1 protein-coding gene (running past one end of the window) is annotated in these 19,282 nt (G+C 56.7%); it reads left to right on the forward strand.

Annotated elements, in window-relative coordinates:
• Nucleotides 1-19,282, forward strand: the 5' portion of a protein-coding gene (locus Pla100_RS13635; protein WP_146578263.1) for a LamG-like jellyroll fold domain-containing protein. The gene runs 11,342 nt beyond the window's last position; the window shows 19,282 of its 30,624 coding nt (coding positions 1-19,282); the start codon lies at nucleotides 1-3; the stop codon falls past the right edge of the window.

Genomic DNA, 19,282 nt, shown 5'->3' on the forward strand with positions numbered 1-19,282 from the left:
ATGCGATTTTCACCTGAGATTCGACGTGACTCATCCAACCGTGACCTGACCAATCGATCGACTCGAAAATCTTCGCGACGACGAAATCAGCAACGACGTCAAATCGCTCAAGTCTTCGAGCGACTCGAGTCGCGGCAATTGCTCGCTGCGGGAATCAATCCGGTTGTCGTCATTCCCGGATTCGGCGGGACGTTTGCGGACGTACTGAACGATCAAAACGCGTTGATTGACGAACCGCAACGGTCAGCACGCGTGGACGAGTGGTACACCAACCGAGGCTTGGAACCAAGCAAACTCGCCCTCGAACCGCTCGGCCAAGTCTATCAGAACATCGTCAAGACGCTCGAGAATGTAGGCTACGTCAAGAATCAAACCCTCTTTGTCACGACGTGGGACTGGCGCGTGCCGGTTGCTCCAGTCGACGGAGTCAACGACGGGCTGTTGGCGGCGACCTACGCCGACATCACCGATGCGACCTTTGATACGGGTTTGGACTATCTGGCCCATACACTGCAGGCCGTCAAGGCAGCCAATCCCTCGGCAACGGCGGTGGACCTCGTCACGCACAGTACCGGAGGTTTGATCGCGCGGGCTTATCTGCAAAGTTCGTTCTACGGAGACGGCACGGACGATTTACTGCCTGTCGGCAATCTCGTCATGGCGGGCGTTCCCAATCAAGGAGCCTCCGACCCGTGGAATCTGTCCCTGGACGATTGGGCGAGTTCCCCCGAATCTCGCGTGGCGTCGCGTTTGGTCGATCAAGCCTACCAACGTTTACAGGGCGGCGCCACGATCTTCGGTCCTGACGGTTCGATCACCACCGACGACATCTCTAATTCGAGCATCGACAAAACTGAATTCGCCCAACAGTACGTCGGCGCGCTTCGACACCTGCTGCCCACCTATCCCGTCCTCGATGTCGATAGCAACGGCTCGCTCGATTCGATCACATCGGCCAACACACCCGAAGCCAATTTGTTCAATGATCTGTTACTGGATCTGAACGCGGATCCGACGAACGCTTACATCAACTCGACGGCTTCGACATCGGTCGTCTACAGCACCGAAGTCGACACCAGCAGCACGTTGGTTTCGCACACGGGTGCCGACGGAATCTTCTTCCCCAAGAACGAAATCTTATCCTTCACCGATTTCGTCGGAACGGTGCCGACTCCGACGGAGGTATGGTACGAGGACGTCCGGGTCGTCGCCGGCGGCGACGGTACCGTGCCGACGGAGTCCGCTTTGGGGCCGTTCATTGGTGACACCAATGCAAAACTATCGTTGGTCCCGATCAATGCCGCCGACGCGGACAACAACGGTGACCCGGTGATTCACACGGGGTTGGTGATCAACAAGTTCGCTCAGTCGCAGATCCTGCAAGCCATCGGCGCGGCAGCCAATGGTGCTAGCGACATCGTATCGAATTTGACGCTGGGCAAACCCACCGCCGCGGCACGCCTGTTGGCACTCGGCATCATCGAACTGGACGCCCTCGTCGAGGAACTGACACTTAAGGCATCGGATATTTCTGCGTTTGTCGTTCAGTTGGGCGACTCGCTGCAGTCGCTTGCTCGCGATTTGAACGTGCCCGGAGGTATTCCGTTTGTCGATGATGCGATCTCGACGATTGCCAGCTTCACCGATCAAACCAGCGAACTGCTCACGAAGTTCTACAACAACGCACGAGTCTTTGGCAGCGATGACATCAGCGTTACCAATGGAATCCTGAGCGAGGAGGCGACGTTCGCCGTTCGCATCGACGATCAAGACCCGGTGTTCGTGACCGTGGCTCCGGATCTCACCAATGGATCGATCGATGATTTGTACGACGACGTGAACGCCGCCTTGGTGGCCGCCGGACTCGGTGCCCAGGTGATCGCTGAAAAACCACTCGGAGCGATTGCCGATCGATTCTCGATTCGCACCGTCGATCCCTCGGTCGGTTCGACACTGGATATCTCAACGTTGCAAATCACCGGTCCCTCGCCGGCACCGAGCAGCGGACGACTGGGACGAGACGTAAATCTATCATTCACGGTCGATACCAAGAACCTGGACCAAGCCGTCGAGTTGGACGTCACGCTGACCGCCGAATCAACGGTTTCCAATACGCGTTTGAACGATTTGGTTCGCGACCTGAACTCGGCGATGGGCGTCGATATCGGCGATGGAACGCTTCTCAACGAACTCTTCGTCGCCCGAATCGTTAACGACGAGTTCATTCAAATTGCTGCAGTCGATAGCACGGCGGAATCGGTGCTGATCCTAGGCGGTGAAGACCTCGGTCTGGACGCGTCGCAAGCGGCCGATGCGAATCCAGCCGCATCTGAACTGGGCATCGGTGTTGGCCAAGCCGCCACCGCCGAGTTCCGCGTGACGAACCTGCGTGACTTCGTCGAGGTGCTCAATGAAAACATGCCGGTGCAAACCACGCTCGGCTACGACAGCGTCACCAATCGAGTCACCTTCAATCTGAATCTCGAGGAGACGTTTACCGAGTCCATCGACCTGAATTTCAGCGAAGCGATCCATGTCGGGTTTGCCGATTTGAACTTCGCTGGTGGTTCCGCGGCGAACTTCGATGTGACCGCCGGAATCAACCTGAACATTGGCTTGGACCTGAATCGGATCGGCGGCGGAAGCAACGTCGATGCCAACACCTTGTTGTCTTCGCTTCGCAATCCCGTGGTCTTTCAAGTGGAAGTCACCTCGAGCGGTCCCGCAGTCGCATCGGCCGGCACGCTCGAGCTGAGCGTCAAACGATTTGACCAAGCGGCGACCACGATCACCGTCGAATCGACCACGCTCGATTTCACCGACAATGACACCGGTGCAGACTTGGCCGCCGATCTCGCGTTCGATCTCAGCGACGCATTGTCGGCCGCAGGCATTCGGGTGCAAGCGGACGCTAACGGGCGCCTCGTTCTGATCGCCGAAGATCCTCTGATCAATGACATTCATGTCACCGCCGCCGCGTTCGGGTTTGCCGTCAACGACACGGGTTCTCAAGCGGATTTGCTGATTTCACGAGCCGATGGTTCGACGCCGCTCGAAGTGATTTTCGACGGTGCCGAAACACTCGGCGATGTGCAAACGAAAATCCAAAACGCAGCTCCATCACTCTCGGTCACCTTTGTCGATGACCAGATCCAGATCACCGATTCGACGACGCCATCGGGTGATCTTCGATTGACCATCTCGGCGGCGTCCAATTCGATCGGCACCAGTCCCGCCGGCGCGGGCCTTGGTATCCTCACCCGTGCGGCCGCGGACGACGATGTCGATACGACCTACGACGATTCCAAGACCGTGATCGGTGACAACCTGTTGAAGGGTTCTCTGGTTGATCAGTTTTTCATCGACACCACCAACAGTTCGATCTATGCCAATGCAACCCTGAATGCCGACGACATCGACCTGACGGCGTCTCTCGGATTGCTGGAACTCGGGATTGGTGGTGATCAACCGGCCGATGGCGGCACTGCCGACTTCACCATCATGGCGTCCCTCGGACTGACCGATGCCGATGACAAGCTGCGCCTCGGCGAAGTAACATCCGCCGGTGTGACACCAGAGTTCACATACAGCGGCAACGCGGTTTTTCCGATCAACATTCCATTGCTCGGAGAGACTCAGCCGATCACGTTGACGCTAAGCAGCGACCCCAACGATTTGCTGCGTCCGACGTTCGATATTTCCGGACCGAGCATCAACGATCTGAAAAACAAGATCGGCGACTTCAAGAACCTTTCTCTTTCCGACATCGCTGGCATGCTGCGCGAGGTGGTTGATTTACTGCGCGACAGCAACATTGATGGATTGAATACCGAAATTCCCGTCATCGGCCAAACCCCGAATGACCTGCTGGACTTCACCGACGGGATCCTCGCCGTTGCCGACCACCTGTTGGCCCCGCCGGACATCGACACGCTGAAAAGCCTGCGTGATCAATTTGCCGTGCAGATTGACTTCATCAACGCTTCGCCGGGACAGCTCGCACAACTCTCCGCCTCGCTGGATCAAGTCAGTCGGTCAATCGATCCGGTGCATACCTACAAGCTCGAAATCACTGATGGTGCATTGGGCACCTATCAAACGGAAATGATCTCGAGCACCGCGACGGCGATGGATGTCACAGCAGCTCTTGAGACCGCGTTGGGAACACCGGGATCAGTCACCGTGGCCGGCCAACCGGGTGGTCCATTGACGTTTACCTTTGATCAATCTTTAGGGGACGTGTCGCTGAGCTCATCCAGTCCCAGCGGCCTGACCACACAATTCGAAACCACGACCGCTGGCGCACTCGGAACAACCGACGCCGTGATCGAGGCGAAGTTTGTCACCACTGCGGGATTATCCGCCGCACTGATCAATCTGCAGTCCGTCTTGGAAGACCTCACCGAAAAGGGCGTCGATGTCGCGGCGTTGCAAACACTCGCCGATCAATTGTCCGGTGGAGTGATTTCAACGGCTAACTTGAGTGCGGTGTTGACGGATCTGCTGCAAGCCGAGCTTGGTTTGCCCGTGGCGATTGCCATTTCATTCGTCGATGCCGACAGCAGCCAGGCTGGCAATCAAAACACGATCAAGCTGGCATTGGATATCGACCCCAGTGTCACGCGGAACGTCGGTTTTGATTTGGCGCTCGATGACTTTGGTCCGATCACCATCGACTCAACCGGCAACCTGGACGTCACGTTGGGTGGCTCCATCGACTTGGATATCGGATTCAACTTCGCTTCACTCACACCTTACGTGTTCGACAGCACCAGCTTCGCGATTACCGCCGCGATCGATTCGTCGCTCAACGTCACCGCCGGGATCGGCGGATTCGAGGCTGGTCTAGACGGAACGGCAACCCTCACCAATACCGCCGGTGATGCTCCGGCCAGCATCACCGTATCGATCGATCAAGGATTGACTCCCTCGGACGCGAACACGATCGGCGCGATTCCGATCAGGCAACTTTTCACCGGTGGTCTGGCCAACACGTTTGACTTCAACGTCGATGGTGAAATCAACGCCGATTTTGATGCGACGCTTCCGGGCATTCCCGTCATTGCCGATGCGATCACGGTTGACTACACGATCGCGGGTGCCGCCCCGACGATCAATTATGCCAACCTGTCCTCGGGCGTGAACAGCTATTTGGCGAGCCTGACCGATCTGAGCAGCATGAGTTTGGACCAGCTGATCTCAGGGACTCGCACGATTTTGACAACCATCGAATCGGGACTGACGTCGGACTTATTATCGAATCTGCCACTGATCGGCGACGGGCTGGACATGAGCGGCAGCTTTGTCGGTGAGTTGCAGACGCTCGTCAACGAGTTCGAAGCCCTGGTCAACTCCACCGATGACAGTGTCGATGCGTTGATCGGTGATATCCAGGAACTGATTTACAACGCGCTCGGCCCTCTCGGCGCGAACATGCTCAAGCTCAACCCCTTGTTCCATGACGACGCCGCTCAATCCAACGGCACCGAAGTCGCCGACTCCCGTGACGTGGAAGTGTTCTTGTCTGACTTCGCAACGACCGCGCCAGCCGACATGGAGTTTTACATCAACCTACAACTGGCCGGTCGCGACGTCATCGATGCCGACTTCGATCTCGGTCTTGACGCCGTTGTCTTTGAGTTCGAAACCGAGGGAGGCGTCGAGCTGTCATGGGACTACGACTTCAACTTTGGATTCGGCATCAATCTTCGCGATGGGTTCTTCTTCCAACTCAATGAGAACACGAGTTTCGATTCGACCGGTTTCGACGACGGAACCGCCGGCTCTCCCGAGATCACACTCGGTGCTCAAGTCAATTTGAAACCCGGCACGTCGCTCAAGGGCGAGTTGTTCTTCTTGAACTTGGTTGCCAAAAGCAACCCGATCGAGGACTACAACGCCAACGGTGTCTTCGATTCCGGCCTCAACGAAGCCGTCGATGGGATCGACTACAACCGCGACGGCGACATGAACGACGTGCTCGACGAAGTGGACATCAACGGCGACGGTCGATTCTCGCGAGGTACTGGGCTCAGCGGCGATATCTTCATCGATGTCAATAACCCAGACAACGACGCGAAGAACCGATTGAGTTTTGGTGAGATTCGCGGAGCCGCTCCCCTGTTCACCGCTGGCATCCGCACCGAAGCGTTCGTGGATTTGGCCTTGTCCGCCGATACCGATGCGGGCAGTAGTTTGCCGAAGCTGACGACTGACCTGACCGTGGATTGGGGAATCAGCTACAGCACCAGCCAAGGATTCGTCAGCGGCTCGCCGGAAGTTGCCTTCCATGATGTTTCACTGGACCTGGGTAGCTTCTTTGAATCGATCGCCGGACCGGCCTTTGAAGTTTTCGAAAAGTACATCGAACCGGCCAAACCGGTCATCGATTTCCTCCGCAGCGAAGTGCCTGGGTTCAGTGACATTTCCACAGCATTAGGAGGTCCCAAAATCACGTTCTTGGATCTTGGAGCGTACGCGGGTGGCCTCGGTGACAAGGTTGCCGACGCCAAGAAGGTACTCGATACGATCGGCGGAATCCTCGACGCCGTCGATGAGATCAAAGGATTCGCGGGTGCCGACGGCATGATCATCAACTTTGGTGATTTCGTTCTGTCAGGCGGTAACAGCAACACCGCACAAAAGACGACTTCCGCTCCGGGCATCAATAGCATCGTCGCCTTGGATCATTCCGCCCAAGCCGGCTCGATCAAGGTAACCGCCGGTTCCACCGTGCTCGGTTCCAAGGACTACACCGTCATTCACGAATCGGTCACCAAGATCAAGTTCCTGAAACCGCAAGTCGGAACGGTCACGATCGACTACAAACACACCACAGGCAAGATCGACGTCACCGACGCGACGACTCAAGTCAGTGTCGACGCGTCAACCAAGTCGCCGATGGCCGGCGACGTTTTCAACCAAATCGATAGCCCCACAACGCCAGGCTCGGAGGCGAACAAGTCGAGCACCAAATCGAAGTTGAAGAAACTCAGTCGATCGGCAACCAGCGGTGGCCACGGGCTCAACATCCCGATCCTGTCCGATCCGACCAACGCGTTCAAGCTACTCACCGGCGAAACCGTTGAGTTGCTCGAATGGGACATCCCGACGCTCGACCTCAATATCCCGTTCTCGGCTCGCTTCGGACCCCTCGGCCCGACACCTATCTTTGCCAAAGTCGGCGGCAACATCGGCGCGAAACTGGACTTCTCACTCGGCTTTGATACACGTGGGATCTCGCAAACCGGCAACTTCCTGGACGGTTTGTACTTCGGTGACTTGTCGAACGTTTCCACCGGCGACGATATCGACGAAATCGAATTCAGTCTGGGTCTGAACGTCGGTGTTGGCATCGATATCATCATCGCCAGCGTCTACCTGGTCGGCGGCGTGGAAGGCAAACTGGCGTTCAATTGGAACGACATTGACGGCGATGGCAAGTTGTACTTTGACGAACTGGCTGCCCTGGCGACGTTGCCCAATGACGCCAACGTCCCGGGTGCCTGCGTGTTTGACGCCCACGGCAGTTTGAACGCGGTTGTCGGGATCGAGTGGTCCGTCGGCGTCTGGATTTTCAAGGTCGACGGATACATCCCCATCATCAACGAAGAACTCTTTAGCTTTGAATATTCCTGCACGGTCGATCTCGACGTCGCCACGCTTACGGACAACGAGCCGGGGTTCAGCAACGGTACCTTGTTGCTCAACGCCGGGCCTCGGGCCGGTGTGCGGGAACCGGGGACGAGCACCGATGACGCGGAAGTCTTCACCGTGCGTGAAGTGGTTGCCGATGGCGTACCGGTCATCGAAGTCGAATACGATTACGCTTTTGATGAGACGACGACTCTCAAGATCAAACGCCAGTATCCGGTAAACCAAGTCAATGAAATCCGTTTCGACGGCGGTGCCGGCGACGATCAAATTACGATCGACCCGAGTGTTCGTGACTCCATCCCGGTTACGCTGATCGGTGGTGCGGGCAACGACAAGCTCACCGGCGGTCGGGGCAAGACCGTTTTCGTTGGCGGTGCGGGCAACGACACCATTTCCGGCGGCGGCAACGACGATGTCTATCTGTTCGAAGACGGTTGGGGCGATGACATCATTGTCGACGCCGGGCCGGTCATTGGTGGGACACCGTCGCAGGACCGATTCGACTTCAGCGCCGTGACCGAAGATTTGACGGTCACCTTGGGAAGCATCCGCGTCGAGGGCGCATCAGGAAGTTCCGTGACGAGCCCCACCGGTGGACTGGTCGAGGGCATCGAATCGATGGTGGCCGGCGGCGGCAACGACACGTTGATCCTTAACGACGCCGTCGGCACGACGCGATTGTGGACGATCAATGGAAACGGCAGTGGGAACATCGACGATGAGTTCTACTTCACTCGATTCGAAAACCTCCGCGGCGGCGTTCAGGACGACATCTTCGCGTTCGTCGGTCCCGGACGAATTTCGGGCACCATCGACGGTGCGGGCAGCACCGACTTGATCACTTATGCCAATGTCGTTGGCCCCATCGAAGTCGACCGAAAGTCATCGACGGCCAGTCTGCTGAGCAGCTACGTTGGCATCGAATCCTTCATCGGTAGCAGCGCAGCGGACACATTGATCGGTGCGGATGCTGCGGCGACCTGGAACGTAACCGGTGCCGACCGAGGCAACATCGATGGCAATTTCCAGTTCCAAGGTTTCGAAAATCTCACCGGTGGTGATAGCAACGACGCGTTTGTCGTTGCCGCCGACGGATCGATCAGCGGACACCTGTTGGGATCGCGTTCGATCAACATCGCTGATTCGGACAGGTTGGATTTGTCGGCGAAAGCCAACTCGATCACCGCCACGATCACTGGACGCAATCAAGGGCAAACCAGTGGCGGAGCCACAGTGAACTTCGAGCGTGTCGAAAGCATCGTCGGTGGGTCCGCGAGCGACCATTTCGTCATCGAGTCGCTCGCCGGTTTGACCGGAACCACCGATGGTGGTGTTGGCGGCGAAGATCATCTGGACTATTCGGCTTGGCTCAGTTCAGTGACGGTGAATTTCGAATCCGGCGTGAACCAAATCGGCATGGTCGCGGGAATGGAATTCTTGACCGGTGGCTCCGCCGGTGACACGTTGACCGGCAACGGATCAAACAATCGCATCATCGGCCTTGCCGGTGACGACACGATCGACGGCAAAGAAGGTCGCAATACGCTCGTCGGTGACTCCGCTAACTTTTCGTTCGGCACGATCCAAACGACGACCGCCACGCTCGGTAACGACACCATCCGCGCTGGCGGTGGCAATAACCTGATTCTCCCCGGAAGCGGCGATGACACGGTCACCGCCGGTGCGGGCGACAATCGTGTGCTCGGCGATCAAGGCATCATCACCTTGTCCGGTGATTTCGTCGTTGACATGGAAACCACCACACTCGGCGGCGGAAACGACACCATCACGCTCGGCGGCGGCAACAATCTCGTCATCGGCGGCGAAGGCAACGACACCATCACGGTCGGCTCGGCGGGCACCACGGGCAACAACGTCCTGATCGGTGATGTCGGATCGATCGACCGGCTCAACGGCCGCACCACCGTCGCGACCAGTACCGCAAGCAATGGTTCGGGCACGGATACGATCACGACCTTCGGCGGAGCCGACGCGATCCTGGGCGGTGGTGATGACGACATCATCAAGGCAGGTGACGGTGCCAACTACGTGCTCGGTGACGACGGAACGATCACGTTCGCTGTGGGTCTGCCCGTCCGCTCCACGCTGGACCCGTCGGCGACCGATGGACACGACGAGATCACAACGGGCGAGGATCGCGACTTCATCTTCACCGGAGACGGTGACAACACCGTCCACGCGGGCAATGGCGACGACGACGTCGTCGGTGGCAGCGGCATCGATAACCTCGATGGCCAAGGTGGCAGTGATTGGTTAGTCGGCTTGCTGGGCAGCGACATCATCCAAGGCGGTGAAGGCAAGGACGTGATCTTCGGTGGCATGCCGCTCGGCACACGCCAGGATTACGACGACACTACTGACTTCACCACGCTGGCTTTAGTCGATGAGGCCGAAGTCGATCACCCGACCGGTTTTAATCTTTCCCGCGTTCCCATCATCGTTGGTGGAGTCTCCATCGACGGAGTGGCTGGCGATGGCCGCGACAATCTGGACGGTGGTGGCGACGATGACGTCATCTTTGGCGGTGTGGATGCGGACGTTATCAAGGGTGGCGGCGGTAGTGATTACATCGATGCCGGTGCGGGGTTGGACACCATCTTCGGCGACGATGCGGTTGGCGGAACCGATGGCGACGACTTCATTCGCGGCGGCCAAGGCGGTGATACGATCAAGGGCGGACTCGGCACAGACATCTTGCTCGGTGACGAAGGCGATGACGAACTGCGTGGCGATGACGGCGGATACGGTCAGCGTTTGTTCGGCGGCGACGGGCGAGATTACCTTTATGCATTCCAAACAACCAATGGCTCGGCTAGCGGTGACCAATTGTTCGGCGGCAGCGGTGGCGACTTCTTGTACGGGGCCGGCAAGAATGAACTGCTCGTCGGCGACAGCGGCAACGACTTCATCCAGGGTGAAGTCGGCGAAGACACCTTGCTGGGCGGTGGTGGTGAAGACCAACTCTTCGGCGGTGACGACAACGACACGATTTGGGGTGGTGCCGGAACCGACTACATCGATGGCCAACTCGGAAATGATAAGCAGTACGGCGGTAGCGGCATTGATTTGTTTGTTCTTGAAATCAACGCGGACGCCAACGACTTGATTGATGGTCACTACGGAAACGCCAATAAAGGGGACGTCGAAGACGACAACGCCACCGATATTTTGACCATCGACGGAACCACCGCAGGCGATACGATCCTGATCGGTGAGATCACGCTGGTGGGAGCCGACCAAGGAAAAGCAGGTGTCTGGTATGACGATGACGTCTCCGCACCCAAGTTGATCCCCGTTGAGATGCTTGATCCCAATGGCAATCTGTTGGTCGAACAATTCCGCATCGCGGGTTTAGCCGGCAATGACGTGATCGGCTTCGTCACGCCGTTGGCACTCATCGCCGGTGCCATCGGCAACCTGCCGCTGGGTCTTGGCCCGCTGGACACATCGTTCTTGGCAGATCGTTCCCGCGACTGGGTCGGCGTGTTTGATGGCAACAGCGGCGACGACACGCTAATTGGTTCGTCCGGACGCGACCGCCTCGATGGCGGCACCGGCAGTGATACCGCCTTCGGGTTCGGTGGCGATGACCGCTTGTGGGGCGATGGCGGCGGCGGATTGTCGTCGAATCTCGATCGACTGTTTGCGGGGCAAGGCAACGACGATCTGATCGGCGGTCAGGGTAAGAATGAACTGTACGCTTGGAGCTTTGATCCCGGCGTGATCGGTGACGACTTCGGTGTGTTCATTGCTGAAGACGGAACGATCACTTCAGGCAGCCAGTCCGGAACGCTGAACCAGGAAGTCACCGGACTCAATCGCATGTTGGGTGCCCAGCAAGACGACAAACTCTACGGCGGCACGACGCTGGACTTCATGTACGGCAACGGCGGTAGCGATGACCTGTTCCGCAGCGATGGCACGACGTTCGAATCGCTCGATGGAACGTTGGCCGGTGATGCGTGGAAAGAGTACGCCAAGGAATCCGATCAGGTTTGGTACGTCGGTGGTACGAATGCGGACGATCGGATCGAAGTCAACTATGTCACCGAACCCGGCTTGCTGTCCGATCATCACCTCATCACTCGCCTCACTGAGAACAACGGCAACTTCAGCTTTAGTGCCGAGGTTCACTTGGATTTCGCCGCGACTGATAGTAACGGTGACGCCGTATGGAGCGTCGAAGATCTCGCGTTCCGGCTCGATCAATTGTCTGAATTGACGGATGCGGAATCACGTCGCGAAGAATTGGAAGCCATTGCCGCAGCGGCCGTGCAGACCGCCACCCCAAGCGAATTGATCGCGGGCATTCTGCCGCCCGAAGGTGACTTCTTGGTGATCTTGATCGATGCGTTGGACGGAAATGACCGAGTCACCGTCGGCCCGACCGTGCAAAAGACCGTATGGGTCGATGCCGGTGCCGGTGACGACGTCGTCGAGATCCTCAGCGGCAACGCGATCCTCGTCGATCGCGCCGAAAGCTCCCAAGGCGTCAATGGAGTTCGAGGACGCAACAATTCAACCGCATCCCCCAATGATCCCCGGCGAGCATTCACCTTATTGCGACCGAGCGGATCGACCAACCAAACGTTCGACGATCAAACGATTGCAACCGACGAACTAGCGACATTCAATGGACTTTCCATCGACAGTCCCGATGACGTCGATTGGTATCAATTCTCGTTGGCGGAGGCGGGGCTTGCCGCCGGTTCCATCTCCACTCGTAGCGGTTCGGCGATCGACCAATTGCAACTGAAAATCTACGGCGCAGGCGACTTTGACAATGCTTCCGGTCTGTTGGCGGACGGTGCCTCTGCTTTGCTCAGCACCATCAACGCGACCGATCCGTTGCTCAGCGAGATTACTGACCTGAGTTCTTTGGCAGCCGACACCACTTACTGGTTGCAGATATCGGCCAATCAGGTGCCGACGCTCTACGACCTGCGTTTCAATCTTGATGGCGTCGATGTCAGTGGACTCACGCCGGCTGAATTGAGGGAACGCGACGTCGATGTCAACATGTCACTTCGCGAAGACATGCAGCGACGAGACGTGATCATCGGCGGAACCGGTGATGACATTCTCCGCGGCGGTGCAGGTGAAGATTGGATCTTTGGTAATGAAGGCAATGATGTGCTCACCGGAGGCAATGACCGTCAAGCAAGCGATTTGCTTTTCGGAGGCAACGGTCAAGACACATTCCAGATCATCCCCGATCGATTGCCATTGTTGGGTAACCAGCCGAACACTCAGTTTGATCCCGCGACACAAACTTATTTGCCGACGTTCAGCGAACAAATCATCGGTGGTGCCGACGAAGACCGGATCTTGTACCTGGGTGGTGATCTGGATCGCCGCGGATTTGAAGTTCCTGACTATGTGTCGATGCGTTACAACACCGGATTGCATCGATACGAATTCGCAAGCCTGGTTTGGGACATCGGAACCCAAGCCTATCGGACGGAAACAGACGACAACGGGCAAACTCGTTACGAACTCCAATTCACGTTCTTGCAGTCTCGCGAAGTTGAAAATATCCAGTTTGAATTGGGTGCCGGTGATGACGTGTTGCGACTCGACCCCGAGTTCCAGTTCCTGCCCATTGATCTCTCGGATCCGGAAAATCCGATCGTCGACACGTCGGCCCCCGCTGGGCTATTCGAAGAGTGGGGGATCGATCGCGGCGACGCCGAACAGGGTGCGTTTGAGGCGATCAGCATTAACGGCGGTGACGGCAACGATGTTCTGTTCGGAACCCCCTATGCCGATCGCATTACGGGCGGCTCGGGCAACGACTTGATTGTCGCCGGACTGGGCGACGATCTTGTCGACGGTGGCGGCGGCCAGGATACGATCTACGGCAACGCCATCGACGCTCAATCCGCTGCCGGGGTGGGGTATCCGATCCAGATTGAGAAAGCGGATTTTTTCCAGTTCTTAGACCTTGACGCGGAACCGTATCAGTTCGAACTGGCACCGCCGTTCATTGAGTTGGAGCCGCAAGGACGTCAGGGTGTGGATTTCGTCTCCGGATCCAACGTGGATCAGGTTGAACGAAACGCATACGGAGTGGAAAATACGTCCGAGTCTATCCTTAGCCCTTTCGAATCGGTAGGCGATTTCAACGACGACGGTTTCGATGATTTCATGACGTCATCGGTCGATACCTCGTATCTCATTTACGGCCCGCTGACACTGACCGACTTGGATGAAATCGATGTGATTGCCGATTTCATCATCGATCATGCGGATTTGGGGCGACCGGCCATCGGGGCGGGGGACATCAATGCGGATGGCATCCATGACTTGGTCTTTATTCGTCGTCAAAGCGTTGACGAGCAAGTTCATGACGACTTATTGATGACGGTCGTTTATGGAGGCACGTTCGCGAGCAACATCAATGGCGACGTCACTCCATGGCCGCGACACTGGGACGATTCACAGCGAGCGGTCCTCGGCGGCGGCGATTTTGTGAAGGGAACATTCCTCGACAACGTCCTGATTTCAGCGGGTGCCGATCGCAATAGTTCGTTCATTCGGATTCCTTCGGCTGCACGAAAGAATCCTTCCCTGGGTGCGTCCTTATTGTCGAGTTCGACCGAATCGATCGATGAGATCTCGGTTCAACTGCTGGAGATCACCGGGGATGGAAACACAGACGTTTTGGTGGCTACCCGTTCGCCCGATAGTCCATCGGTTGTCACCGGAAACGCCAACATCGGCTATGTGTTTTCGGGGCAAACGATTTCCGATAGCGAACAACCCGAGCTATCACTCGACGACAGCATTGCGACCATACGCAGCGACACGCCACTGACCCAAATGCGAACACTCGTCGTCGGCGATCTCAATGGCGATGGAAAAGACGATCTCGTTTTCGGAAATACGGCAGCCTCCGTAGCTGTTGCGGCAACCACCCCGGCCGTCGTGCTGTTTCCCAATGAAGTCACCGTGAGTCCAGGCACAACGACATCGTTGCGGCTGAGTTTTGGCACCGGCGAATCCGAAATTTTGACTGTGCCCCATGTCGACGGTTCCGACGCCAACACAACGGTCACCCAGGTTGATCTGGCGGAGCAAATCAACATCGCGTTGGACAAAAGCCGGTTCGCTCATCTGATAACCGCGTCGGTTGCGGGAGATCGCATCTTGTTGACCACGATGGAAGGCGGCAGTGATGTGCAATTGAGTGTGCTCGACGACGATGGATCGCCGCTAGGTTTTGAAGTCTCTCGATCCGTATCGGCACCAAAGAACTACATTGCCAACGACGGTAGTCTCAGCAGTGCCTTGGGTGGGTACACACGCGGTGAGATCGTCTCGTTCCCGAGTCCACAACTATTCGTGGTGGGTGATGCCCCTGCGGTATCAAACGAAAATCTACAATCCAAAATACGAGTTTCTTACGCCGAGCATTACGAAAATCCAGGCGACGATATCTTACTTCGTGCGGGTGTGTCGGTGCCGCCAGATCCATTCAACCCGAACGGCTCGGCAAGACGAACAGTCGTTCCCGGTGGAGCAAGGATTCCGCAAAGTCGAGATATCGACCTGTACGTTTCAGGTGGCAGTCACATCGACGAGATTGTTGAACAGCTCAACTCGCAGTTGGGAGCTTCTCACAACCTCGTTCCTCGAACCTACTACAATCAAGATCGGATTGTTATCCAAGAGGACACCCCCACTCAGGATACCATTCATGCCTTGAATCTGAAGGTAAGCGAACTTTCCGCAACCGAACACGCGGGACCAACTATTTCGGCGACTCTTCAGTTTCGAGGGTTCTTTGATACCGATTTCCCGACGTTCTCGGACGTGCATCACATCGATTATGAGTTGAGGGATCCGAGTGGCTCGCCCGTTACGAGCGGTACGATCAGTCCCGATGCCAATTTCTGCTGTTCCTCGACATTCGAATCGTCAATCACCTTCGATAACGACGGTTCAGCTCTCAACGGTGATTGGCTGCTGACGACAGTCTTCCGTGAAGACGGCCCCGACGACAATCGGGGTCAACTCAATTGGGCAAGCCTGAGTTTTGACGTGCCTTTCGCTCACGCGTCCAAGGACGAATCCGATCGGATTCAATTCTCGGTTGTTAACCCATCACCGTTCCACGACGGGGTCGATTTCACCGTCGGTTCAGATCAGGTGGTCACTCCAACATTGGGCGCGACACAACCGAGCGTTGTTCAATTGGCCCGTTTGTTTGATGACACGCCCAACACACCGATCGCGCACGCCCTGGATGATCTGGTGCCTGGTACCGCGGCCAGCGCCGATGCGTTGGGCATTCACCGCGTCGGAACGACGGCGGGCATTCAGCCCATCGGTTCGCTGAACTTGGATCTCAACTCGTTGAGTTGGGGTGGCGGCGTGGGAGATGGAACTCTGGAAGCCAACGGATCCGGGATCTTCATGCACTCGGACAGCCTGCTGACTTTTGACCTGGACGAAATTCGGAGTGCCGCCGGAATGCCTGCCGATCAGCCGTTACAGTTCGTCGCACCCCGAGTTGGAATGCGATCGGACGTTCCCGGCGTGATCAATGCGGCTGCGATCGTCAGTAGTAGTTCAGCGATACTCGGCGGCGTCGTTAACGGGCAACCGGCAACCTTCGGTAATCAAGGTTCCACATGGTCAGTGACCAGCCCGTTGCCCGCACCGATCACCAGTGACAATGAACCATCATTTATCTTGGAAATCCCCGGCAACGCTCGGTACCTGACTCTTGTCTCAGCATCCGCGGGCGTAGCGGACTGGGATTGGGGACAATTCTTTGATCCACGAATCCAAGCCATTGATACTGTTACTTCCACGAGCACGCCGACGACTGTTAATCTGCCAAATCCTGAGACCTTGTTCACTTCGACGTTGAATGTTTCGGGCTTCAAGGGGACCATTGATGATGTTGATTTGGATCTTGATCTATCGATGTCCCGGTTCCGTTATGTAGCCGCCGATTTGATCAGTCCCCAAGGTACTCGTGTGAATTTGTTCCGCGATGGTTCGGGAAGCTTTAGCTCGTCCGCGTTTTCGATCGATGGAACGTTTGACTCGGCTGCCAGCAATTCGCTCGCAGCAATCCGCGACGGTCTTGGTTCGGCTTCGACTGCGACGAACGCCGAGGGATACATCCGTCCTCGACAGTCGCTGTCGAAGTTGATGGGCGAATCTCCCAATGGAACCTGGACGCTCGAACTGTCCATGAATACTTCGCTTTTCACCGACATCACCGGGACTCTCAACCGTTGGGCGTTGGACCTGACTGTCAGTGGAGAGAATCTGCAGAGTTCCGGGACCGAAACCGTTCTGTCAACCACAACGTCACCGATCTTGCATCAGTTGCCCGCAGCGGGCAATACGCGAATCACCGTCACGGGCACGAGCGGCTCGGTGAGTGAGCCTTACGCGATCGGTGACATCAACAACGACGGCTACGACGACGTCGCGTTCGCGGATTCGACGAACCTGTTGGTCTATACCGGTCAGGCCGACATGGGAACGATCTTTGACACGCCGGTGATTACGATCAACGGCGCGCACCTCTCGGTCATTGGCGGTGATTTCACGGGAGACGGGATCGCTGACTTGGTGGTCGCTGATGCGGCCAATCAGATGGTCGGTCTGTTCGCTTCGGCCAGCACACTTAGCGGATTGACCCTCACGATCGACGATGCCGATGTCATTCTCAACGTGGCAGGTCTTGATTCCCTCACCAGCGAATTCATTCTTCCGAACCGACCTGGCGTCGACCTCAATGGTGATAGGATCGTTGACTTGACTTTCGCCGGCGTTCAGCCACAGGGCGACGCGGGCCGAGTTTACACGATTCTCGGTTCCCCGCTCGGACACGTCACCGCCAACGAGATCGATACGCTGGAGAACTTCAACGTCGCCGGCAGCGGGTCATTCCTGGTCGACCGCGGATCGGGAGTGCCGGAACGATTCGATGATGGTGGAACGCCTTATCGGTTTGACTCCGGTGCCGATTCGCGATGGTTCCAATTCACGACCCTTGGTGATGGGCGTGAAGGCAACCTGATCCGACTCGATGGAAACGTCCGTGGTGACTTGGTGGCCGAAAGCGGTAGCGTGATTACGCGAGATCAAACCATCTTCGATCTTCGCAACCTCGAAGCTGGCACGCACTATCTGCGCGTCGACAATGATTCATTGGATTCCGATTTTGCGGCGAGCCAAACTTCATTGGATTGGAATGTGTTGGGTGGATTTGCGGGCTTCGCCATCGGCATCGGTGCTGCTGCCAGCGCGAGCGGTAGTCTTATTCAGGACGCATCCCACCCAAACTTCCTTTTGGCTTCACCTGCCTTTCAATTCCCACAGGCAACCGACAATGAAACGCTTCTTTCGGTCAGCTTTCGTGGTGGCGACGTCAACGGCGACAGCGGCGACCAAACCCTGCCTACCACGACTCTTTACAGCGGCCCGGACGATATCATCAACTTCAACGGGGGAGTTTCCGGACCCGACGGTCACAAAGCGATCGCGTTTTACAACGTCGCATCAGATCAGTACGACGGTTTCGTTTGGAAGTCAAACGGCAACAGCTCGGGTGCCACGACGTTCGACTACACCAAGGCTGAACTTGAGACACGCGGGATCGATACGGAGAACGGCGAATATCAACTGCATTTCTTCGACACCGATTCTGGCGGATGGGGCTGGACCGCTCTGCACGACGTCCAGGTCGCCAAAGGCACGTTTGTCATCACTGTGGATGCCCCCATTCGCGGACAACAACAAGTCATCGAAACCGACGCGAGTCCCGATCGAGATGTTCTTCATGGGGGTGATGGGGATGACACCATCATCGGCAATCACGGCTTGGATGAAATCTACGGCGGCAGCGGTGCCGACACGATCACCGCGGAGTCCGTCGAGGTTCTGGATCGAGATATCGCTGACCTTGACCTGATCGCTGTTCCGGTCGCCGAATTGGTTCAAGGAAACGCGTTGCCGCTTTTGGATCCAGTCCTCGTTGAGCCGACTTTATCCAACGAATTGTATTACGAAGATTTCGAGGGCAATGACTTTGATGGGCTAGGCAATGTCGCAGGACGTTTCATCCGCATTCAAAACAATGGAACCGTCAGTCGCAGACTTCACGTCTCCGAATTGGAAGTCTTTGGGCCTGGTGCAAACCCATTAGAAACTTTTGACAACGCCAACGATCTCGCGCTGGTTGCCAACGGAGCATCCGTTTTTTCTTTCGCTCCCAGCCTTGAACATGCTACGGATGGAATCAATTCCATCATTGATGGGGACGGCGAAAGCAATTCCGCGACAGTAACCGTCAGCAATGGCGTCGGTGCTGAGATCATCATCGATTTGGGGACGACGCGAAACATCGGAACCATTCGTCTCTGGCAACGCGAGGATGGATGTTGTCAAGAACGACTGGAAGATTTTAGCCTCTCCATCTTGGCCGACGACGGAACCGGCCAACCGGGTGAAGAAATTCTTGTAAGTAGCTTTGGCGGTCGCGTGCCAGACTCACACTATGAGTCGTTCTCGTGGCGGATGATTGATCAGTTGGGTGTGAATGAACCCAGCGGTTTTTCTTCACTACGCCTCAACGGCA

Origin of the sequence: Neorhodopirellula pilleata (genome assembly GCF_007859915.1) — a bacterium.
In the GTDB taxonomy this organism is placed as follows: domain Bacteria; phylum Planctomycetota; class Planctomycetia; order Pirellulales; family Pirellulaceae; genus Rhodopirellula; species Rhodopirellula pilleata.